The sequence below is a fragment of the Pantoea sp. MQR6 genome (genome assembly GCF_022761075.1).
Classification (GTDB): domain Bacteria; phylum Pseudomonadota; class Gammaproteobacteria; order Enterobacterales; family Enterobacteriaceae; genus Pantoea; species Pantoea phytostimulans.
Map to the genome: position 1 here is coordinate 1,728,212 of NZ_JAKYXB010000001.1, position 19,925 is coordinate 1,748,136.

At 50.8% G+C, this 19,925-nt stretch carries 22 protein-coding genes; 5 read left to right on the top strand and 17 right to left on the bottom strand.

What is annotated here, in order from left to right:
* Window positions 1–19 precede the first annotated feature (19 nt).
* Window positions 20–751: an arginine ABC transporter substrate-binding protein gene (artJ, locus tag MUG06_RS08060; RefSeq protein WP_215847216.1), complete on the top strand. Its 732-nt coding sequence runs from the start codon at window positions 20–22 to the stop codon at window positions 749–751.
* A gap of 142 nt (window positions 752–893) precedes the next feature.
* On the opposite strand, the gene MUG06_RS08065 is transcribed toward artJ, so the two are convergent.
* The 9 genes from MUG06_RS08065 to MUG06_RS08105 all read right to left on the bottom strand — a co-directional run bounded on the left by MUG06_RS08065 (window position 894) and on the right by MUG06_RS08105 (window position 8,473).
* A complete protein-coding gene (locus MUG06_RS08065; protein WP_243078259.1) occupies window positions 894–1,361 on the bottom strand; it encodes a YbjO family protein in 468 nt (155 codons plus the stop codon).
* Window positions 1,362–1,435: 74 nt separating this feature from the next.
* Window positions 1,436–2,281 carry a putrescine ABC transporter permease PotI gene (potI, locus tag MUG06_RS08070; RefSeq protein WP_215847218.1) on the bottom strand — a complete coding sequence of 282 codons (846 nt, stop codon included), beginning with the start codon at window positions 2,279–2,281 and terminating at the stop codon, window positions 1,436–1,438.
* Entirely contained in the window at window positions 2,278–3,240 is a 963-nt protein-coding gene (potH, locus tag MUG06_RS08075) for a putrescine ABC transporter permease PotH (RefSeq protein ID WP_215847219.1), read from the bottom strand. Before potH ends, potI begins: the two co-directional genes overlap by 4 nt.
* A gap of 9 nt (window positions 3,241–3,249) precedes the next feature.
* Window positions 3,250–4,383: a putrescine ABC transporter ATP-binding subunit PotG gene (potG, locus tag MUG06_RS08080; RefSeq protein WP_243078518.1), complete on the bottom strand. Its 1,134-nt coding sequence runs from the start codon at window positions 4,381–4,383 to the stop codon at window positions 3,250–3,252.
* Window positions 4,384–4,506: 123 nt separating this feature from the next.
* Window positions 4,507–5,616 (bottom strand): spermidine/putrescine ABC transporter substrate-binding protein PotF, encoded by a 1,110-nt coding sequence (potF, locus tag MUG06_RS08085; RefSeq protein WP_215847220.1) that lies wholly within the window; start codon window positions 5,614–5,616, stop codon window positions 4,507–4,509.
* A gap of 369 nt (window positions 5,617–5,985) precedes the next feature.
* A complete protein-coding gene (locus tag MUG06_RS08090; protein WP_215847221.1) occupies window positions 5,986–6,471 on the bottom strand; it encodes a YbjN domain-containing protein in 486 nt (161 codons plus the stop codon).
* Window positions 6,472–6,558: 87 nt separating this feature from the next.
* The gene (gene rimK, locus MUG06_RS08095) at window positions 6,559–7,461 is read right to left on the bottom strand and encodes a 30S ribosomal protein S6--L-glutamate ligase (RefSeq protein ID WP_243078519.1); all 903 of its coding nucleotides are present in this window, start codon (window positions 7,459–7,461) and stop codon (window positions 6,559–6,561) included.
* Window positions 7,462–7,482: 21 nt separating this feature from the next.
* Window positions 7,483–8,205 carry an oxygen-insensitive NADPH nitroreductase gene (gene nfsA / locus MUG06_RS08100; protein WP_243078260.1) on the bottom strand — a complete coding sequence of 241 codons (723 nt, stop codon included), beginning with the start codon at window positions 8,203–8,205 and terminating at the stop codon, window positions 7,483–7,485.
* Window positions 8,206–8,221: 16 nt separating this feature from the next.
* Window positions 8,222–8,473: a DUF1418 family protein gene (locus MUG06_RS08105; protein ID WP_243078261.1), complete on the bottom strand. Its 252-nt coding sequence runs from the start codon at window positions 8,471–8,473 to the stop codon at window positions 8,222–8,224.
* A 270-nt stretch (window positions 8,474–8,743) separates the two neighbouring features.
* On the opposite strand from MUG06_RS08105, the gene MUG06_RS08110 reads away from it, so the two are divergent.
* Complete coding sequence (locus MUG06_RS08110) at window positions 8,744–9,007, top strand: GrxA family glutaredoxin (protein ID WP_215847222.1); 264 nt, start codon at window positions 8,744–8,746, stop codon at window positions 9,005–9,007.
* A gap of 122 nt (window positions 9,008–9,129) precedes the next feature.
* Here the strand turns inward: MUG06_RS08110 and ybjM are convergent, their stop codons facing one another.
* Window positions 9,130–9,495, bottom strand: a complete 366-nt coding sequence (gene ybjM, locus MUG06_RS08115) for an inner membrane protein YbjM (RefSeq protein ID WP_243078520.1) — start codon at window positions 9,493–9,495, stop codon at window positions 9,130–9,132.
* Between the two features lie 258 nt (window positions 9,496–9,753).
* Between ybjM and MUG06_RS08120 the strand changes: the two genes are divergently transcribed.
* Both MUG06_RS08120 and ybjG read left to right on the top strand, forming a co-directional pair.
* The gene (locus tag MUG06_RS08120) at window positions 9,754–11,442 is read left to right on the top strand and encodes an aspartate:alanine antiporter (RefSeq protein ID WP_215847223.1); all 1,689 of its coding nucleotides are present in this window, start codon (window positions 9,754–9,756) and stop codon (window positions 11,440–11,442) included.
* A gap of 411 nt (window positions 11,443–11,853) precedes the next feature.
* The gene (ybjG, locus tag MUG06_RS08125) at window positions 11,854–12,459 is read left to right on the top strand and encodes an undecaprenyl-diphosphate phosphatase (RefSeq protein WP_215847224.1); all 606 of its coding nucleotides are present in this window, start codon (window positions 11,854–11,856) and stop codon (window positions 12,457–12,459) included.
* 32 nt (window positions 12,460–12,491) lie between these two features.
* On the opposite strand, the gene MUG06_RS08130 is transcribed toward ybjG, so the two are convergent.
* Window positions 12,492–13,694, bottom strand: a complete 1,203-nt coding sequence (locus MUG06_RS08130) for a serine hydrolase (RefSeq protein WP_243078262.1) — start codon at window positions 13,692–13,694, stop codon at window positions 12,492–12,494.
* Window positions 13,695–14,004: 310 nt separating this feature from the next.
* Between MUG06_RS08130 and MUG06_RS08135 the strand changes: the two genes are divergently transcribed.
* Entirely contained in the window at window positions 14,005–14,661 is a 657-nt protein-coding gene (locus MUG06_RS08135) for an HAD family hydrolase (protein WP_243078263.1), read from the top strand.
* Here the strand turns inward: MUG06_RS08135 and MUG06_RS08140 are convergent, their stop codons facing one another.
* The 6 genes from MUG06_RS08140 to gsiC all read right to left on the bottom strand — a co-directional run bounded on the left by MUG06_RS08140 (window position 14,662) and on the right by gsiC (window position 19,908).
* Window positions 14,662–15,798, bottom strand: a complete 1,137-nt coding sequence (locus MUG06_RS08140; protein WP_243078264.1) for a PQQ-dependent sugar dehydrogenase — start codon at window positions 15,796–15,798, stop codon at window positions 14,662–14,664. It abuts the gene before it with no gap.
* Between the two features lie 112 nt (window positions 15,799–15,910).
* Entirely contained in the window at window positions 15,911–16,567 is a 657-nt protein-coding gene (locus MUG06_RS08145) for a DUF3313 domain-containing protein (RefSeq protein ID WP_215847227.1), read from the bottom strand.
* Window positions 16,568–16,705: 138 nt separating this feature from the next.
* Window positions 16,706–17,341 (bottom strand): carbonic anhydrase, encoded by a 636-nt coding sequence (locus MUG06_RS08150; RefSeq protein WP_215847228.1) that lies wholly within the window; start codon window positions 17,339–17,341, stop codon window positions 16,706–16,708.
* A 289-nt stretch (window positions 17,342–17,630) separates the two neighbouring features.
* Window positions 17,631–18,080, bottom strand: coding sequence for a DUF4385 domain-containing protein (locus MUG06_RS08155; protein ID WP_215847229.1), 450 nt, complete (start codon window positions 18,078–18,080; stop codon window positions 17,631–17,633).
* Window positions 18,077–18,982, bottom strand: a complete 906-nt coding sequence (gene gsiD, locus MUG06_RS08160) for a glutathione ABC transporter permease GsiD (RefSeq protein WP_243078265.1) — start codon at window positions 18,980–18,982, stop codon at window positions 18,077–18,079. Before gsiD ends, MUG06_RS08155 begins: the two co-directional genes overlap by 4 nt.
* The gene (gene gsiC, locus MUG06_RS08165) at window positions 18,979–19,908 is read right to left on the bottom strand and encodes a glutathione ABC transporter permease GsiC (RefSeq protein ID WP_215847230.1); all 930 of its coding nucleotides are present in this window, start codon (window positions 19,906–19,908) and stop codon (window positions 18,979–18,981) included. Before gsiC ends, gsiD begins: the two co-directional genes overlap by 4 nt.
* Between the last annotated feature and the right edge of the window lie 17 nt (window positions 19,909–19,925).

Here is a 19,925-nt window from a genome sequence, read left to right on the forward strand (position 1 = left end):
GTTTTACAGGAGCCGTATCATGAAAAAATGGATTGTTGCCGCTGCACTGGCAACCCTGGCAATGAATGCCCACGCTGCGGAGAAAATCCGTTTTGCCTCTTCGGCAACCTATCCCCCTTTTGAATCTCTGGATCGTGAAAATCAGCTTGTCGGCTTCGATATCGATTTGGCTAAAGCGTTATGCCAGCAGATGAAAGCAGACTGTACGTTTACCAATAACGCTTTTGACAGCTTGATTCCGTCGTTGAAATTCCGTCGTTACGATGCGGTGATCTCCGGCATGGACATCACGCCCGATCGCAGTAAACAGGTTGATTTCACGCAGCCTTATTACGCTAACTCCGCCATCGTTATTGCTCGCAAAGGTAAATTCAACGATTTCAGCCAGCTGAAAGGCAAGCGCATTGGCGTAGAGAACGGCACCACGCATCAGAAATTCTTGCAGGATAAACATCCTGAAGTCGTGATGGTGGCCTATGACAGCTACCAGAACGCAATTTTGGATATGAAAAACGGTCGTCTGGATGGCGTATTTGGCGACAGCGCAGTGGTTAATCAGTGGTTAAAAACCAATAACGATCTCGCTACCGTGGGTGAACATGTCACCGATACCGATTACTTTGGCACCGGTTTAGGTATCGCAGTACGCAAAGGTAACGAAGAGTTACGCGAGAAGTTGAATAGCGCACTGGCTGAAATGAAAGCTAATGGCAGCTGGCAGCAGCTCAATCAGAAGTGGTTCCCCGAATAAGTATTATGGGCCAGCAAGGTCATTGTCTGACCGGTTCTGCACTGTCCTCAGTTCAGATGATTGCTACGCTGGCCCACCCTCGTTCATCAATCGCTCGGCAACCGCTAAAACCTGACAAAGCAGAGTTGCGGCAGGCGTGCGTTCAACGCTTATGGAAAAAGACGCGGCTGCTGACAGGCAGGAAAAGCAGCATCAGCACCACAACGTCCGGTAGCTTCTGCAACAGCGTATGGTGGATAATCTGCGCATTACTCTCACCGCTAATACTGAATATTTCTGGGTAGATCCATCCCATTGAAGCCATCAGCATATAAAACAACACAATCACCTGTGTCCCGACATATCCCCAACGTCCGCGATTGCTGCCCCGCATCAACGTAAACGCGCAACGTAGCTCAAACAGAAAAATCAGTTGGCTGGCAATAAAGATAAATGTGGAATCCCAGGCTTGGGCGCTGCGATGAACAAAATTAACGATTTCGGCGTAACCCAGTTCGTTAGCTAGCATCAATACGCTAAGGCAACGCGTAACGATAATAGCAATCCCTGCGACCGATACCGCCACGGGTGCTTCTGGTAAAACCGGGCGGTGTTTGAGGGTTTCCGACATGTTCCGTGCTCCGTACGCCATTGAAAATGGGCTGGAAAACCAGCCCATTCTTATAGTGGCAAAGCTTACGAGTTTCAGCCACGTTTAGCTTTCTGAATATCGCTTAAACGTTGTTTTTCTGTATGCGCCATGAAGCGCCAGGCAATAAAACCGACCAAACCGACAATGAACAGGATCAGCGAGGCCAGTGCATTAATTTCCGGGTTCACGCCACGGCGCACGGTGGCGAAAATTGCCATGGGTAGCGTGGTCGCGCCTGGCCCGGTGACAAAACTGGAAATCACCAGATCATCAAGCGATAGCGTAAACGCCAGCAACCAGCCCGTCACCAGCGCGGGTGCAATCATCGGCACGGTAATCACGAAGAACACTTTCAGCGGCGTTGCGCCCAAGTCCATCGCCGCTTCTTCAATGGAGCGATCCAGTTCACGCAGGCGCGAATTGATCACCACCGCCACATAGGCGGTACAAAACGTGACGTGCGCCAGCCAGATAGTTAACATGCCGCGCTCACTCGGCCAGCCGATGGCATTGCCAATCGCGACAAACAGCAACAGCAGCGATAACCCGGTAATCACATCCGGCATAACCAGTGGCGCTGTCAGCATAAAAGCAAAACCGTTGTGACCGCGGAAATGACCGAAGCGCACAATGATCACTGCCGCCAGCGTGCCCAATACCACCGCCATGCTGGCCGATAATCCTGCGATGCTTAAACTCAGCAGCACCGCATCAATCATCGCATCATCCTGAAACAGCACGCTGTACCAGTGAAACGAAAAACCTTCCCACACCGTGACCAGCTGCGAGCTGTTGAATGAATAAATCACCAACAGCAGCATCGGCGCATAAAGAAACAGGAAACAGCACGCCAAAATGGCGGTGCGCCAGGGCGAGCGGATCGTTGGCAGATTATTCATCCCTTCTCTCCCATTTCACGATTTTGATGCTTGTGGAACCAGATGATAGGCAGAATCAGTATCAGCAGAATAATCACCGCCAACGCAGATGCGACTGGCCAATCGCGGTTATTAAAGAACTCTTGCCACAAGATACGACCAATCATGATGCTGTCAGGCCCGCCAAGCAGTTCAGGAATCACGTATTCTCCAACCGCCGGAATAAATACCAACATCGAACCGGCAATAATCCCACCTTTGGTTAGCGGCACAATCACCTTGAAGAAAGTTTTCAGCGGACGCGCACCCAAATCCAACGACGCTTCCACCAGTGAATAATCGATGCGGGTTAATGCGGTATAGATAGGCAGCACCATAAACGGCAAATAGCAGTAAACAATGCCGATATAAACCGCAGTGTTGGTGTAAAGGATCACCAGCGGATGGTCGATCACGCCCAGCCACAGCAAGAAGCGGTTCAAAATACCGTTGTTGTTAAGGAGCCCCATCCAGGCATAAACACGCACCAGAAATGAGGTCCACGACGGCAGAATCACCAGCAGCAGCAAAATGGTGCGCATTGAGGGCTTACTGTGCGCCACCGCCCACGCCAGCGGATAACCAATCAACAGACAGATCACCGTGGAGATCGCCGCCACTTTCAAAGATTGCAAATAGGCGTCGATATACAGTGGATCATCAGTAAGTTGCAGATAGTTGGCAAAATTGAGAATCAGGCTGAACTGATCGTCGGCCCAGCTGATTAAATCGGTATACGGCGGAATGGCGCGAGCGATATCCGCGAAGCTGATTTTCAGCACGATCAGGAAAGGCAGCAGGAAAAACAGCACCAGCCAAATATAAGGCAATGCAATGACCAGCTTGCGGCCATGTTGCATTTTGATGCGCGTTACCCAGCGCTGCAGCGGCGTACCAACCAATTTGGCGGGCGCTTTGCTGCGTTGAAAAATCTGGCTCATTGCGCCTCCTTAAACCGTCAACACCACGCAGCTGTCGCTTTCCCAGTAGAGACGAACTTCGTCGCCCCATGTCGGCAACCCTTTGCGAAAGCGGTGTGCATTTTGCAATTGTGCACTGATCATTTGCCCGCTACGCAGGCGCACATGAAAAATCGACAAGTCGCCTAAATAGGCAATATGCACCACTTCACCCACCGCAAAGTTACAGCCATCTGCAGGAACTTCTTCACAAAGCATCACTTTTTCTGGACGCAGCGCGACGTGTACCGGCACGTTGTCTGTCACTGAGACGTCTGAGTCCACTTTCAGTGGATGCAGCAAGCCGGGGCTGTCTATTATTAGGCCATCCTCACGACGCTCGCGCAGCAGACCCTCAAAGACATTGACTGAGCCGATAAATTCGGCGCTGTAGCGGCTGGTGGGGTGTTCATAAATCTCTTCCGGCTCGCCAATCTGCACAAATTTGCCGCGGTTCATGATGGCAATACGACCCGCCATGGTCATCGCCTCTTCCTGATCGTGCGTCACCATCACGCAGGTCGCGCCGACACGCTCAAGAATATCGACCACTTCTAACTGCATGCGGTCACGCAACTTTTTATCCAACGCACCCATCGGCTCATCCAGCAATAACAGCTTTGGACGCTTTGCCAGACTACGTGCCAGCGCCACACGCTGACGCTGGCCGCCCGAAAGCTGATGCGGTTTACGTTTGGCGAACTCTTGCATGTGCACTAACGTCAGCATCTCTTCAACCCGGCTGCTGATCTCACCCTTTGGCAACTTGTCCTGCTTCAGGCCAAAAGCGATGTTCTGTTCCACAGTCATATGTGGAAACAGGGCGTAGGACTGGAACATCATGTTAATTGGGCGCTGATATGGCGCAACGTGAGACAAATCTTGTCCATCCAATACGATCTGGCCGCTGGTTGGCGGCTCAAAGCCCGCCAGCATGCGCAGCAGCGTCGATTTACCGCAGCCGGATGCACCCAGCAGCGCAAAAATTTCACCTTTGTAAATCGTCAGGCTGACATCATCAACAGCGTGCTGACCATCAAACGATTTGGTCAGGTTGCGGATTTCTAGCAGCGGCGTTAACGCCTTTGCGGTTTTATTTTGAGGACGAGGAATGGCGTCGTTCACTAACATTAATCTCCGGGGCCACGCGGAACTGCACGGCAAAGCCAGCCGCTAAAAATGGCACAACAGAGGCCATCACTGCACCTCTGTTGCTGTTTCGTTATAAGCCTATTCGTTTAGAACGAATTACTTACCACTTTTTACTTTAGTCCATGCACGCGTACGCACACGATCCAGTTTTGGATCTTGTACTTTCAGCACGAACAGTTTTGACATGGCTTCAGGCGTTGGGAAGATACCTGGATTATTACGCACGTCAGCGTTAATCAGCGGCAGCGATGCCTTGTTACCGTTAGCGTAGGACATCTTGTTAGAGACATCAGCGATCACTTTCGGATCCATCATGTAGTTCAGGAACTGATAAGCGGCATCCAGATTTTTCGCGTCTTTCGGAATCGCCATCATGTCAAAGAACGCCAGCGCGCCCTCTTTGGGTACGCTGTAAGCCAGATGTACGCCGTTTTTCGCGGCATCGGCGCGATCTTTCGCCTGCAAAATATCGCCTGACCAACCAATGGCCACGCAGATATTGCCGTTAGCCAAATCGTTGATGTACTGCGAAGAGTGGAAATAGCGAATATTCGGACGCAATTTCAGCAGCAGATCGGTGGCTGCACCTGAGTAATCCTTCGCATCTGAGCTGTTCGGATCTTTACTGAGATAGTTCAGCACGGTGGCGAAAATCTCTTCTGGCGCATCGAGGAAGGAAACCCCGCAGCCTTTCAATTTTTCCAGGTTCTCAGGTTTTAAGACCAAATCCCAGCTGTTAACGGGCGCATCCGCACCCAACGCCGCTTTAACTTTATCAACGTTATAACCAATACCGGTGGTGCCCCACAGATAAGGAATGGCGTATTTATTGCCCGGATCGTGCTGCGCGACTTTTTCCATCAGCGCCGGATCGAGATTTTTGTAGTTAGGCAATTTACTTTTGTCTAACGGCTGAAACACGCCAGATTGCAGCTGACGCGCCAGGAAGCTGGAGGATGGCACTACCACGTCATAACCGGTGCTGCCGGCCATTAACTTGCCTTCCAGCACTTCGTTGGAGTCAAACACGTCATAGACCACTTTAGTGCCGGTCTGTTTTTCGAAATTCGGAACGGTATCTGGTGAGATATAATCGGACCAGTTATATACGTGCAGCGTTTTATCTTCCGCCATTGTGCTGGCAGAAGCTGCCATCAGCACGCCAGCAACCACACCTGACAACCATTTTTGACGTTGGTTGGACATGTTTTACTTCCTCCTGAGCGGGTCATCACAACGCTACAAATACCTGATCCGAACGTTGCGTTCTGTGCGTAAAATTAGTGACACAATGAATCATTATTCAGCGGGAGTTTAATAGTAAAAACCTATACCTGCGCTGCATTTACAAGGCTGACGTAGCCCCGCAAGAATAGCCGCCCTGATGAGGGTTAACCAGACCTCAGCGTAAAAAACGCCTAATTGCGATATTTTATTCATCTTTAAACTATGAGGTTCGGCTTTGATGGCATAAAGAACGACAAATATCTGGCATTAAAGGGCAAAATGCAGAATAAAACGTGGTGGGGCATAAAGAAAAACTGCTGCATTATGCAGCAGTTAAATCTGGAAGGATTAATGCAGCATTGAGTGGCCTAGCAAGGTCGCCGGGCGCTCCTCTTCTTCATCTTCACTCATCATCAACAAATTGTTGGCAAACGCTTCCAGAATGACCATGGAAATTTGCTCTTCACTCTGCTTCATGAAATGTGAAAACTGGCCAAAGGTTAGACCCGCTGTGGTGGTCATCGACTGACACACAATCAGCTTCGGCAAATTATCATCCTGAATGTCGATAAAGGCTTTAACCGTGAGTGAACTGGCATTGATTTGCGACAGGTCGCCAACCAAAGGAATTAATGCCGTCGGCTTCACTTCCGCCAGCGCAGAAAACAGAATGACGTTGTCGACCAGATCGATTTTGGCGTCAAACACCCCTTCAAAGTTCTGCATGTGCGGCAGATGAAGTGCCTGACAGGCATCACATTCGAACCAGGTGATATTTTGCTGATCCAGCCAGCGACGCAACAGGTCGATATCCGGAACGACAAGAGAATCCATCGTAAAATCCCTTGGGGTGAATAAACAGGCGACTAAGCTTACGGAAAAATTGCCATTGACGCTATGAAAACCGCTGAAAAGCGCGGGTTAGCCAGCGGTTTTAGGACGTTGGCCGGGTAGAGCGTGTTGCTCAATCCAGTCAATCATCATACCGGCAATATTCAGCCCGGTGGAGGCTTCAATACCTTCTAACCCTGGCGAGGCGTTAACTTCCATCACTAACGGGCCGCGATGTGCGCGTAAAATGTCAACGCCTGCAATGTCTAATCCCAGTGTTGACGCGGCTTTAACAGCAATTTCACGCTCTTGATCGGTGATGTTAACCGGATGCGCTTTACCGCCGCGATGCAGGTTTGATCTGAAATCGCCCTCTTTCGCCTGACGCTCAATGGCCGCGACCACCTTGTTGCCAATGACGAGACAACGAATGTCACGCCCTTGCGCTTCCTTGATAAACTCTTGCACCAGAATATGCGCATTCAGGCCGCGAAAGGCGTCAATAACGCTTTCCGCAGCCTGCCGCGTTTCTGCCAGCACCACACCAATTCCCTGACTCCCTTCCACCAGCTTTACCACCAGCGGCGCGCCGCCCACCATCGCGATAAGATCTTGCGTATCGTCAGGCGAGGAGGCAAAACCAGTTACTGGCATATTAATGCCTGCCCGTGCCAGCAACTGCAAGGAGCGTAATTTGTCACGCGCGCGGGTAATCGCTGCGGATTCATTGAGCGGATAACTGCCGCACATCTCAAACTGGCGCAACACAGCCGTGCCATAAAATGTGATGGAGGTACCGATGCGAGGAATAACGGCGTCAACGTGTTCCAGCGGTTCGCCACAATAATGTACTGCAGGCGACGCGGGATTGATGTTCATGTAGCAAGAAAGCGGATCAATGATGTGAATAAAATGGCCACGCTGCTCGGCAACTTCACGTAAACGGCGGCATGAATAAAGCGATCCATCACAAGACAGGATGGCCATTTTCATCATCACATTCCTTGGGTCAGATTAGCGTGTCGCCCAACCCTGCTGATGCAGATAATCCAGCATAAATGGGCGCGTTTCTTTAATGATCAGGCGCTGAATCAGCTGGCTCCAGGTTTCGCTACGCTGGTTACTGTCGCGCCGCTGATAATATTCAGTAATCTGATTATCGTAATCGGCAAGCACCGCTGGATCCACCGATTGATAGCGATTTTCATGCACTAACATCGCCTGTGGCATACGCGGCTTCACATTTGGTGCGGATTCAGGATAACCCATGCAGAAACCAAACAGCGGCAGCACATATTTTGGCAGCTCAAGTAATTCAGTAACCTGCGCAATGCTATTGCGAATACCACCAATAAACACGCCACCCAGATCCATTGACTCTGCTGCAATCATGGCGTTCTGTGCCATCAATGCTGTATCAACACAACCTAACAGCAGTTGCTCAGCGCGACCAAGCTGCGCATCCGGGCAGATCTGCAGATGACGATTGAAATCGGCACAGAAGATCCAAAACTCAGCCGCATCCGCCACCCAAGGCTGTCCGCCAGATAAAGTGACCAGCTGATCGCGCAGGCCTTTGTCGGTGATGCGCACAATAGAAGAACACTGCAAAAAGCTGGATGTGGACGCCGATTGCGCTGCGTGAATAATTGCCTCACGTTGCGCTTCGCTGATGGCTTGATCGGTAAACGCGCGAATGGAACGGTGGCTACACAATAAATCAATGGTCGGTGTCATAAACTCTCCAGCAACATTATCTTTTTTTGTCGGTGCGATTAAACAACTGCGGCGCCATCGCTTTTGCGGTGCGCCACATTAATAGCCAGGCGGCAGGCAGCATCAAAATGACGCCAAATAACAACAGCCCGGTCGCCAGCGTTTTGCTGTCGACCGATGTTGACGCAGGCAGCCACTGATTGATCACCAGCAGTGCGGCAATAATCAGCAGGCCACCTATCGCCTCCATTACCAGAATGGGTTTCGGTAATCTCGCTACATTTCGCATTACTCCGCTCCTGCATCACACCTGAATGGAACGGTAATTATGGTTAACAAGTCAGCGCCTGCCCATACCCGACATCTTTTGAAAAGAAGTTAAGACCCGTACACAACGCTGACGCGCCTGCATTTTAGATCAAGACGGGTATAGACGGCGGGCATCAGACTAACAGGTAAATCCTGCTTTCTTTAAGCGGTACGAGCGGGCATGATGATTGTCATTCTTTTACCTGTTGCGTGATGCAGATCACACAACATAGTCTGCAAGGAGTTTTCAATGATTGCTGTAATTTTTGGTCGCCCGGGTTGTTCTTTTTGTGTACGTGCCAAAGAACTGGCTGACAAATTAGCGGCCGATCGCGACGATTTTAGCTTTCAATACGTTGATATTCAGGCGGAAGGGATTACGAAAGCGGATCTGGAAGCCAGCGCAGGCAAACCCGTAAACACCGTGCCACAGATTTTCCTCGACGAACAGCACATTGGTGGCTACACCGAGTTTGCGGCGTGGACTAAAGAAAACCTGGGCTTTGTTGCTTAAAGATGTATGAAGATCTCACGAAGCGGTTTAGTCCAAACGATAAACTGCTTCGCTAATATCCGCAAAAATTGATCACGCCGCTGCATCACAACGCTCTGAACGGTTTCATCTCTACGCCCACCTTAACTTCTAAGCGTTAACATTATCCGCAATAATCGCACCAGCAACGCGCCACAACCGGCCCAAAAAATGGCACTCAGGCTCCATGCAGTCAGAAAAAGCCAATTTGTGGAGGGAAATAACGCGCTGTTGAGCATCAATGCGGCTAACAACGATCCCCACAAAGCCATTAACAAGGTACTTTTCAGCGGGCTGTTCGTCTGCACTAAAGCCATAAAGACACCGGGAAGAATGAAAAGCAGTAATTCCGGCTGACCGCGGACAGCCGCTTTACCGGTCTGCCAAAAATCGTGCGCAAAAATGAACACCAGACTATAAATCACCACGCCCAGAAGACGGATAGTCCAGAGATAAGAACGCTGCGGCATATCACCCCACTCATCAACATTTAACATGACAAAATTCAACGCCCTACCTGCTGCGCTCAGGTGGAAATAAAAAGAAACAGTCCGCTGTTCGTCTGAATGATTTCAGCGCATAGCTGAGAAAGATTTTTCTGATTAGAATAGCCGCCGCATCACCCTATCCTGCAGCTGCATTTTTCAATGCAGGATGTTACGGCTTGCTCAAGATAACCAAAAACAAGCCACTCATCAATAAGTTACACGTAAACAAGAAGTTAAACAGTGAATATTAACGTCGCAGAATTGTTAAGCGGAAATGACGTTTTGTTATTATTTGTTGTATTGGCCCTCGGACTTTGTCTGGGTAAATTGCGTCTAGGCTCCGTTCAACTAGGAAATTCTATCGGCGTATTAGTGATTTCCCTGTTATTAGGGCAACAACACTTCGCGATAAATACGGACGCCTTGAGCCTGGGCTTTATGTTATTTATTTTTTGTGTTGGCGTTGAAGCAGGGCCTAATTTTTTCTCGATTTTTTTCCGCGACGGAAAAAACTATTTCATGCTGGCTATCGTCATGGTGGTCAGCGCGCTGGTTTTAGCGTTGGGTTTAGGCAAGTTGTTTGGCTGGGATATCGGTTTAACCGCGGGCATGTTGGCGGGCTCCATGACCTCAACGCCCGTGTTGGTCGGCGCAGGCGATACCTTGCGGCAAAGCATCAGCGACAGCAAACAGCTGGCATTGATGCAGGATCACCTTAGCCTGGGTTATGCCATCACCTATCTGATTGGTTTAGTCAGTTTGATTTTTGGTGCCCGCTACCTGCCCCGTCTACAGCATCAAGATTTATCAACCTGCGCGCAACAAATCGCCCGTGAACGTGGTTTAGATGCCGACAGCCAGCGCAAAGTCTTTTTGCCGGTGATCCGTGCCTATCGCGTCGGCCCGGAACTGGTGGCGTGGAGCGGCGGTAAGAACCTGCGTGAATTAGGCATCTATCGTCAGACCGGTTGTTACATCGAACGTATTCGCCGTAATGGCATTATCGCCAGCCCTGATGGGGATGCGGTTCTGCAACTGGGCGATGATATTTCGTTGGTGGGTTATCCCGATGCTCACGCCCGTCTTGATCCTAGCTTTCGCAACGGCAAAGAGGTTTTTGATCGCGACTTGCTGGATATGCGCATCGTCACTGAAGAGATCGTGGTAAAGAACCATAACGCCGTGAATAAGCGCCTGAGCAAACTCAACCTGACCGATCACGGCTGCTTCCTTAACCGCGTAATTCGCAGTCAGATTGAAATGCCGATCGATGACAACATCATTCTCAACAAAGGGGATGTGTTACAGGTCAGCGGTGAAGCGCGTCGCGTGAAAAGCGTGGCCGATCGCATTGGCTTTATCGCCATTCATAGTCAAATGACCGATCTTCTGGCGTTCTGCGCTTTCTTTATTGTTGGGCTGATGATTGGCCTGATCACTTTCCAGTTCAGCAATTTTAGTTTTGGCATTGGTAACGCTGCCGGTTTGCTGTTTGCAGGTATCATGCTGGGCTTTCTGCGTGCTAACCATCCCACGTTTGGCTATATCCCGCAGGGCGCGCTGACCATGGTGAAAGAATTTGGTTTGATGGTGTTCATGGCAGGTGTTGGATTGAGTGCGGGCAGCGGCATTAATCATGGCCTGAGCAGCGACGGTGCCTTAATGCTGCTGTGTGGATTGCTGGTCAGCCTGATTCCGGTGGTGATTTGCTACCTGTTTGGCGCCTACGTACTGCGAATGAACCGCGCCCTGCTGTTTGGGGCCATTATGGGCGCACGAACCTGCGCGCCCGCCATGGAGATTATCAGCGATACCGCACGCAGCAACATTCCAGCACTCGGCTACGCAGGTACCTACGCAATAGCCAACGTCCTTCTGACGCTAGCAGGTACGCTGATTGTGATTATTTGGCCGATATTGCCCTTATAAAAATTTTTTAGTGGAGTCCAGAACTTTTTAATGGGGGTGCAGTCTTAATAAGTGCCACTGCTTTTCTTTGAAATCCCCAAATTGTGGAGCCCGTTAGTGATTTAGCTAGCGGGTTTTTTTATGCCTGAAATCCCCGGTCAAAGCGCCTGCCCATGAGATACAGCCTTCATGTAAATGTCATTAAACCTAAACCGTTTTGCAACCTGCATGAAGATTAAGAACCCTGCTATGGACGAATGCATCGAATAATTCCAGGATAGCCTCTTTATTTTATTAGCATTTAGTGCGCTGCTGCTCAGCAACGCGGTCACATCAAACTGAGCCAATTTTGCCTGTTTAACGATGTTGCCTATCCAAAACAGAGATTGCTGAATGTGCTCGCGCACTTTTCAAAGAGGAAGCCCGCCAATAATGGAAGAGTTAAACCGCTCGCTGTTTATGTTGATTAACGCTACACCCGCTTCGCCCGCCTGGATGTTGCAACTGGCGACATTTATTGCCAAAGACTTGATTGCCATTGTGCCGCTGCTGATTGTAGCGCTGTGGTTGTGGGGGCCACACGAGCAGGTTAAATCTCAGCGTGTGCTGGTGTTGAAAACCGGAATGGCCTTGATTTACGCGTTAGCGATCTCCTGGTGCGTTGGCCAGCTGCTGCCGCATCCTCGCCCCTTTGCCATTGGCTTAGGGCATCAGTTCCTGCATCACACGGCTGACGACTCTTATCCCAGCGATCACGGCACCACCATCTTCACCTTCGCGCTGGCTTTTATCTTCTGGCATCGTTTGTGGTCGGGTGTAATTTTAATGCTGGTTGGCAGCGCTATCGCCTGGTCGCGCGTTTATTTGGGCGTGCACTGGCCAATGGATATGTTAGGCGGGTTTTTGGTAGGGATGCTGGGTTGTCTGGCGTCGCATCTTGCCTGGCAAATTTACGGCAACCGCATGCTGAATGTGATCAATCCGCTTTACCGCACCCTTTTCGCGTTGCCGATTCGTAAAGGCTGGACGCAAGGTTAAAAAAAGGGGACGCATTGCGGCGTCCCCTCTCTTCACGAAAACCACTTCCCGAACCAGCCGTTAAACTTCATCATCACAAAATCGATAATACGACTGAAAAAACCGCCTTCTGGCACATCCTGCATGACCACCAGTGGACGCTGCTCAATAGTTTTGCCATCCAGCTGGAAATTAATGGTGCCGACAACCTGATTTTTCTTCAGTGGCGCTTCTAACTGAGGCGAACTTAGCGTGTAGCTGGCCTTGAGATTTTTCATCTGCCCCTTCGGAATGGTCAGCGCGGCATCTTTTTCTACCCCAAGGTTCACTTGATTGCGCTCGCCAAACCAGACGCGCTGCTGGGCGAAAGGCGCATCAGCTTTGATCGGCGTTACCGTTTCATAAAAACGGAAACCCCAGGTCAGCAACTTCTCACTCTCGCGGAAACGCATAGCGTCGGTAGCAGTACCCAGCACCACGGAAATCAATCGCATGTCGCCTTCGGTTGCAGAGGCCACCAAATTATTCCCTGCGCCTGAAGTGTGGCCCGTTTTAATGCCATCGACTTTTAGGTTGGTACTCCACAGCAGGCGATTTCGGTTCATCTGGCGAATATTATTAAAGGTAAATTCTTTCTCTTTATTTAGCGCATACTCTTCAGGCACATCACGAATCAACGCCTGACCAATCAGCGCCATGTCGCGCGCGGTGCTATATTGCCCTTCCGCATCTAAACCGTGCACCGTCATGAAATGCGTATTTTGCAGCCCAAAGGCTTTGACATAGTTGTTCATCAAGCCAATAAACGAATCCTGACTGCCGGCGACATAATCAGCCAGCGCAATACAGGCATCATTACCCGATTGAATCACAATGCCTTTATTCAGCTCATGTACCGGAATACGGTCGCCCGGTTTAAGAAACATCAATGATGAGCCTTTGAGCTTCGGATTACCCGTTGCCCACGCATCCTGACCCACAGTAACCAGATCGTCGGGTTTAATCTTGCCCGCTTTAATGGCCTGGCCGACCACATAGCTGGTCATCATTTTTGTCAGGCTGGCAGGATCGAGTCGTTGATCGGCATTAGATTCTGTTAATACTTTGCCGCTGGCGTAGTCGATTAAAATCCAGGCTTTCGCATCGATTTGAGGGGCATTCGGCGCCTGTTCAGCAAAAACGCTGATCGGCGCAACAATGAGTAATGAGGTTGCAGCAAAAAGCCGCAAACGGGAAGCGAAGCGAGTGTTTGTCATGAGCGTGACCGAATTGTCCTTGTTAAATCGGGGTTTTAAGGCAAAAACCTTCAGTTAGAACGCTAACCGTTGGCGTCCGCGAAAAAAACCGATGAACCGTAAAGTTTTTTAGAGTTTAGTAGAGTAATCCTGGCATTCACGCCATGCGCCTCTTCTTCCGCTGACTCTTTTGCAAACTCTTTGTCTAACACGCTTTCCTCTCATAAACGTTCTCTCTTAAAAACTGCGTGAAATTCCGATTTTTCTCAGAACAGTTAAGACCGTCACAAAATTCAGCTAACCTGACTTGAGTCAGCCTGAGGAGAATGCCATGGACCTAGCCCTGTTTGATCTCGATGAAACGCTTATTTGCGAAGACAGCACCAGCCTGTGGCTGCGTTGGCTGGTCTCGCAAGGATTCGCATCCAGTGACCTTATTGCCGAAGAGCAGCAGTTGATGACGCAATATTACGCCGGCACGCTTTCTATCGAAGAATACATGAACAAAACGCTGGCACCGCTGGCGGGTATGGCCACCTTAACAGTCGAAGGTTGGGTGCGTCGCTTTATTCATCGCGATATCATGCCACGTGTGTTTCCAGCAGCGCGTGAACGCATAGAATGGCATCAACAGCGCGGCGATAAAGTGATGATTATCTCGGCCAGCGGCGAACACTTAGTCATCCCCATCGCCGAGCGTTTGGGTGCTTATGGCGCGTTGGCAATTGGAGTGGAAGTTGTAGACGACCGCTACAGCGGCCAAACCTACGGCACCATGACCTACAAAGATGGCAAAGTGACACGTCTAACGGACTGGAAGGCGTTACAGGAAGGCGAAGCGTTTGAGCGAACCTGGGCTTACAGCGACTCCATGAATGACCTGCCGTTGCTGGCACAGGCCGATCATGCGCATGTGATTAACCCCGACGCATTGCTGCATCAGGAGGCAATGAGCCGGGGCTGGGAAGTCTGTCACTGGGCAAGGTAATTATCCGCGGGACGCCGTGGCGTCCTGCGCTAATCCCACCTTGAGCAGTTTGCCGTTGGCTTCATCAGTAAGCACATAAAGATAGCCATCCGGTCCCTGACGCACATCGCGAATGCGCTCATTGCGATCCTCTAACAATCTCTGCTCCTCGACGACTTTCTCGCCGTTAACCCGCAGGCGAATCAGATTTTTCTCTTTCAGTGAGCCGATAAACAGCGAGTTTTTCCACTGCGGGAAACGGGCACTGTTATAAAATGCCATCCCGCTGAGCGCAGGCGAAACCTTCCAGTGAAACACCGGCTGCTCCGTGCCATCGGCATGTGTTCCTTTTGATTCCGGCACTTTCGAACCACTGTAGTCAACGCCATAAGTGGCCAGCGGCCAGCCATAATTTTTTCCCTTCTCAGGAATATTTACTTCATCGCCGCCGCGCGGGCCATGCTCGCTCTCCCACATTTCCTGAGTCCATGGATTGAGCGCCAGTCCTTGTGGATTACGCAGACCGTAGGCCCAAATTTCTGGTCGCGCACCGTCACGGTCAATAAAGGGATTATCTTTCGGTACGCTACCATCGCCGTTCAGGCGCAGTAATTTCCCTTGCAGCTTGTCGAGATCCTGCGCGGTGCTGCTGGCAAAATTATCGCCAAACGCTATCCAGAGAAAACCCTGACGATCAAACGCCAGCCGCGTGCCGATGTTATTGCCGCGAGAGAGCATGGGTGTCTGGCGAATCACTTCACGGAAATCGCTGAGTTGACGATTATCCTCGCTCAGCGTGCCATATCCGACCACCGCACCCGCCTTGCCGCTGCTGTTGGCTTCGGTATAACTCAACCAGACGCGTCGGCTTTGTGCGAAATCGGGTGCCAGCACCACGTCCAGCAAACCGCTTTGACGCTGCGCCCAGACTTTCGGCACACCCTGAATCGGCTCGGATAGACCGCTACCGGGTTGCCAGCTACGCAACTGGCCGGAACGTTCGGTGATCAACAGGGTTTGGTTATCGGGCAGAAATGCCAATGACCAAGGGTGATCGAGTTTTTCTTGCAGAACCTGCACGTGCAAGTCCGCCGCTAAGGAAGAAAAGGAACAGAGTAACGCGCCGCTGAGAGCCAACGCGACAGGGAAACGAACCATGAAATTCTCCTGGCTGGATACGATGCTGTTAAGCGTAGACAGCCCAGGCAGGATGATGTTGAGGATTTACAAAAGATTAAGGATGGCGACAGGCATCTGCCGCCATGGGCGATTACGGCGTAGTGAAACTTACCGCGTCGCGGATCATTTTGTCGATACCCGGTTTGAGATCGGCAAAGGTAATGGCCGTCGTGCTGTTATTGACGGTTTTACCAAAGGCTTTACGCACAACCCGAATCATCGGCTTACCGGTTGCATCGGTCGCTTCAAGTTCGAGGAACAGCATACTGTTTTGCGTGCGATGACCGGTGGCCGCCATGGTGCTGGCAACAACGGCCGCAACCGGTACCACTTCATAGAACTGCATGCCTTTGTTCTCGGCATTCACTGCGGTAATCGCCGCACGTACCATTAAAGTTTGCGAACTTTTGCTCGCAACCAGCGGCCAATGGGTGGCGATAGCCCCTTTTAGCTGAATATCGGTGTAGTTACGAATTTCATCCAGTGTTTGCTGGCTAATACGCTGAGAGGGATGCGCCGCTGGATAGTAAATTACCGGCGTGTAATGGGCATTTTTAAAATTACCTTTTTGGTAATCGGGTGAAATCCAGCGCAGCGTTTGCTCACCGCTGACAGATTCAGCCGGTTTTAACTGGCTGTAATCACCCAAGAATCCAGAATATTGCTCTTTATCAGCAACGTGAGACGTACAACCGGCAAGAAGCAATGATGAAACCGCGAGTAAAGCAGCAACCGAAGATTTACGCATAGCGAATTCTCTTTTGTAAGGAAGGCTTACAAGAGAATAGTTAAGCCAAATGCGCCTTGCTGTAAAATGTCGAATTTTTGAGGGGTTATGCGAACTCAATAGCAGAAAATCCGCCACAAACGCGGCGGATTGAAAAAATTATTCGAAACAGGTCTCTGGATTATCGGCCAGCGAAATAAACTGCTTTCCACCTTCAGTCAGCGCAATGATTAATCCGCTTTCAATATCGTAAACCCAACCGTGCAGACGCAGTGCGCCTTTACGCAACGCTACCGCAACGGAAGGATGGGTTTTCATGTTATTGAGCTGAGCAATAACGTTCTCTTTCACCATTTCGTTCAGCTTTTTCTCTGGCGTATCATATTGACGCTCTTCCACTACCGCTTTTGCCGCATCGGCATATTGCAGCCAGTGTTTAACCGCGGGCATCGTATCCATGCACTGACAGGATGCGATGGCATTCATGGCGCCGCAGTTAGAGTGACCACAAATAATGATGTCGGTTACGCCGAGCGCCACGACAGCATATTCGATAGTCGCTGAGACACCGCCCGGTTCAGGACCGAATGACGGCACGATATTGCCCGCATTACGGATAACGAACAGCTGTCCTGGTTCTTGCTGAGTCACCAGTTCCGGCACCAGTCGGCTATCAGAACAGGAAATAAACAGCGCTTTCGGATTTTGATTCGACGCCAGGCTTTTGAAAAGATCCTTCCTTTCAGGAAACACATTCTGTTGGAAACTCAGAAATCCATTAACGATCTCTTTCATTATTTAGCTCTCTCATTATCCACTTCGTCACCTGAAGGAAACGCGCCTTCAGTGTTGATTTGCCTGTTTATTATTAAGCGTAACAGGCAAATATCAACCGCGAATTTAAGCAAACGTCCAATCTAAACACAACCTTTGCGTTTTTTACGTAACCTTGCAAACCGGACGGCATTTTCATTCGTTACCTTCCCGCCAGCGATTTACTGGAAACAGTGCAAGCCTTCACGCTCGCAGTAGAACCTCTACTCGGCGGAGAATGAAAGTCAGATTTATTAACGCGTTGAGTGCATTAGCCATATTTTTGTTGGTGTGCTTTTTTGCGCGTTAGATAATCCTCGTCACCCCGAAGACGATCCCAATACGTTTTGAAGACCGCTGCCGCTGCGGCTTTTTCTTCATTGACGCCGCGCGGCAACTCTTTGCCTTCTGCATCATATTTGCGTCCACCTTGATGATTGCTGTAGCGGCGAGCGCGGGTGTACCCCATTTGAATAAACTTGCGCGCCATATCCATGCCAACAAAATCATCTTGCGCACGATACGCCTCGAACAGCTGCATAATTTTTGCTGCTGACTCTTCAGCAATCGGCACGGTACGAAAACGCCAGTGCGGTAAAATTTCGCCTTTATAGGGCTGGACCATCAGCACGCCCTGCTCACCGCGTCCCACCTGGTAGAGCTCCGGGTGTTTGCGAAAGTCGATGGTGCTGAAGTCTTGATCGTAATCGAAAGGTTTCATGTCTTTAGTTTAGGATCGAGTGCATCACGCAGCCCGTCACCCAGTAAATTAAAGGCTAAAACGGTGAGGAAGATCGCAAGACTCGGAAAGAGGGCAACGTGCGGCGCAATCACCATATCGGCTCGCGCCTCATTGAGCATGGCACCCCATTCTGGTGTCGGTGGCTGCGCGCCCAAACCCAGGAACGAGAGGCTGGCGGCGGTGATAATGGAGGTCCCGATGCGCATGGTAAAGTAGACCACAATCGGTGATACCGTACCCGGCAGCACGTGACGCATCAAGATCGTCCAGTCAGACGCGCCAATACTGCGTGCCGACTCAATATAGGTTTGATGTTTGAGCACCAGCGTATTGCCACGCACCAAACGGGCAAAGGCCGGGATACTAAAAATGGCGACCGCAACGATCACGTTGCTCATGCCGCTGCCCATGATCGCGACTACCGCAATCGCCAGCAAAATACCGGGAAAGGCAAACAACACGTCGCAGACGCGCATGGTAATACGATCCCACCAGCCTTCGTAATAACCTGCCAGCAGGCCAAACAGCGTGCCAATCAGGGCACCTATCGCCACAGAGAAGAAACCCGCAATCAGTGAGATGCGTGTGCCCACCAGCACGCGGCTGAAGATATCCCGGCCCAATGAATCCACGCCAAACCAGTGCATTAACGATGGCCCTTCATTCAGCCGGTCGTAGTCAAAATAGTTTTCAGCATCAAAGGGGGCGATGTAAGGGGCGATAAACGCCAGCACGATTAATATCACGACGAACAGCCCCGCCAATAACGCGACCGGTTGGCGCTTAAAGCGTCGCCAGAATTCCCCCCACGGCGTACGTACCCGATTTTCCGTCATCAGCGGCATGGTTTTCAGTGCCGCTTCGCGTCGCCAGTTTTTCATCGCGATTCCTTAAAGCGAATGGCTGGATTGATGACCGCGTAGAGCATGTCAACAAACAGATTGATCAATATGAATTCCAGCGAGAACAGCAAGACTTCGGCCTGAATCACCGGGTAATCGCGCATTGCCACTGAATCCACCAGCAAGCGGCCCAATCCCGGCCAGTTGAACACCACTTCCACCACAATCGACCCGCCGAGTAGAAAGCCAAACTGCAGCCCCATCATAGTAACCACCGGGATCATGGCGTTACGTAGGCCGTGTTTCACCACCACCAGCGATTCACGTACCCCTTTGGCGCGAGCGGTACGCATGTAATCTTCCTGCATCACTTCAACAAAGGAGGCGCGGGTAAAGCGCGCCATCACCGCCGCTACCGCAGCCCCTAAGGTGATTGATGGCAAAATATAGTGCTGCCAGCTGTCGGCTCCCACGGTTGGCAACCAGCCAAGCTCAACCGAGAAGACCTGCATCAGCAACATGCCAAGCGCAAAGGCGGGAAACGAGATGCCGGAAACCGCCAGCGTCATACCAATGCGATCGGGCCAGCGGTTACGCCATACCGCTGAAACAATGCCGATAGTCATGCCGAAAATCACCGCCCAAATCATGCTGGCCAGCGTTAACCACAGGGTCGGCATAAAACGTGAAGCGATCTCATCGGCTACCGGTCGTTTCGACACCATAGATTGACCGAAATCACCCTGCAGAGCGTTGAGAATAAAATGCCAAAACTGCTGAGGCAGCGGGAGATCCAATCCCAGCTCCTGACGTACCAGCGCCACCACCGAGGCATCCGCTTCGGGGCCAGCAATCAAGCGTGCCGGATCGCCCGGCAGCAGATGAACAAACAGGAAAACCAGCACCGCAACAATCAGCAGCGTGGGAATCAGGCCCAATAAGCGTTTTAGAAAATAATTAAACATGCAACATCCTGCGCAAT

What these genes read in the sequence shown, in the direction of transcription:
- artJ (WP_215847216.1), top strand. Translation starts at nt 20, where the DNA reads ATGAAAAAATGGATTGTTGCCGCTGCACTGGCAACCCTGGCAATGAAT.
- MUG06_RS08065 (WP_243078259.1), bottom strand. Translation starts at nt 1,361, where the DNA reads ATGTCGGAAACCCTCAAACACCGCCCGGTTTTACCAGAAGCACCCGTG.
- potI (WP_215847218.1), bottom strand. Translation starts at nt 2,281, where the DNA reads ATGAATAATCTGCCAACGATCCGCTCGCCCTGGCGCACCGCCATTTTG.
- potH (WP_215847219.1), bottom strand. Translation starts at nt 3,240, where the DNA reads ATGAGCCAGATTTTTCAACGCAGCAAAGCGCCCGCCAAATTGGTTGGT.
- potF (WP_215847220.1), bottom strand. Translation starts at nt 5,616, where the DNA reads ATGTCCAACCAACGTCAAAAATGGTTGTCAGGTGTGGTTGCTGGCGTG.
- MUG06_RS08090 (WP_215847221.1), bottom strand. Translation starts at nt 6,471, where the DNA reads ATGGATTCTCTTGTCGTTCCGGATATCGACCTGTTGCGTCGCTGGCTG.
- rimK (WP_243078519.1), bottom strand. Translation starts at nt 7,461, where the DNA reads ATGAAAATGGCCATCCTGTCTTGTGATGGATCGCTTTATTCATGCCGC.
- nfsA (WP_243078260.1), bottom strand. Translation starts at nt 8,205, where the DNA reads ATGACACCGACCATTGATTTATTGTGTAGCCACCGTTCCATTCGCGCG.
- MUG06_RS08105 (WP_243078261.1), bottom strand. Translation starts at nt 8,473, where the DNA reads ATGCGAAATGTAGCGAGATTACCGAAACCCATTCTGGTAATGGAGGCG.
- MUG06_RS08110 (WP_215847222.1), top strand. Translation starts at nt 8,744, where the DNA reads ATGATTGCTGTAATTTTTGGTCGCCCGGGTTGTTCTTTTTGTGTACGT.
- ybjM (WP_243078520.1), bottom strand. Translation starts at nt 9,495, where the DNA reads ATGCCGCAGCGTTCTTATCTCTGGACTATCCGTCTTCTGGGCGTGGTG.
- ybjG (WP_215847224.1), top strand. Translation starts at nt 11,854, where the DNA reads ATGGAAGAGTTAAACCGCTCGCTGTTTATGTTGATTAACGCTACACCC.
- MUG06_RS08130 (WP_243078262.1), bottom strand. Translation starts at nt 13,694, where the DNA reads ATGACAAACACTCGCTTCGCTTCCCGTTTGCGGCTTTTTGCTGCAACC.
- MUG06_RS08135 (WP_243078263.1), top strand. Translation starts at nt 14,005, where the DNA reads ATGGACCTAGCCCTGTTTGATCTCGATGAAACGCTTATTTGCGAAGAC.
- MUG06_RS08140 (WP_243078264.1), bottom strand. Translation starts at nt 15,798, where the DNA reads ATGGTTCGTTTCCCTGTCGCGTTGGCTCTCAGCGGCGCGTTACTCTGT.
- MUG06_RS08145 (WP_215847227.1), bottom strand. Translation starts at nt 16,567, where the DNA reads ATGCGTAAATCTTCGGTTGCTGCTTTACTCGCGGTTTCATCATTGCTT.
- MUG06_RS08150 (WP_215847228.1), bottom strand. Translation starts at nt 17,341, where the DNA reads ATGAAAGAGATCGTTAATGGATTTCTGAGTTTCCAACAGAATGTGTTT.
- MUG06_RS08155 (WP_215847229.1), bottom strand. Translation starts at nt 18,080, where the DNA reads ATGAAACCTTTCGATTACGATCAAGACTTCAGCACCATCGACTTTCGC.
- gsiD (WP_243078265.1), bottom strand. Translation starts at nt 18,982, where the DNA reads ATGAAAAACTGGCGACGCGAAGCGGCACTGAAAACCATGCCGCTGATG.
- gsiC (WP_215847230.1), bottom strand. Translation starts at nt 19,908, where the DNA reads ATGTTTAATTATTTTCTAAAACGCTTATTGGGCCTGATTCCCACGCTG.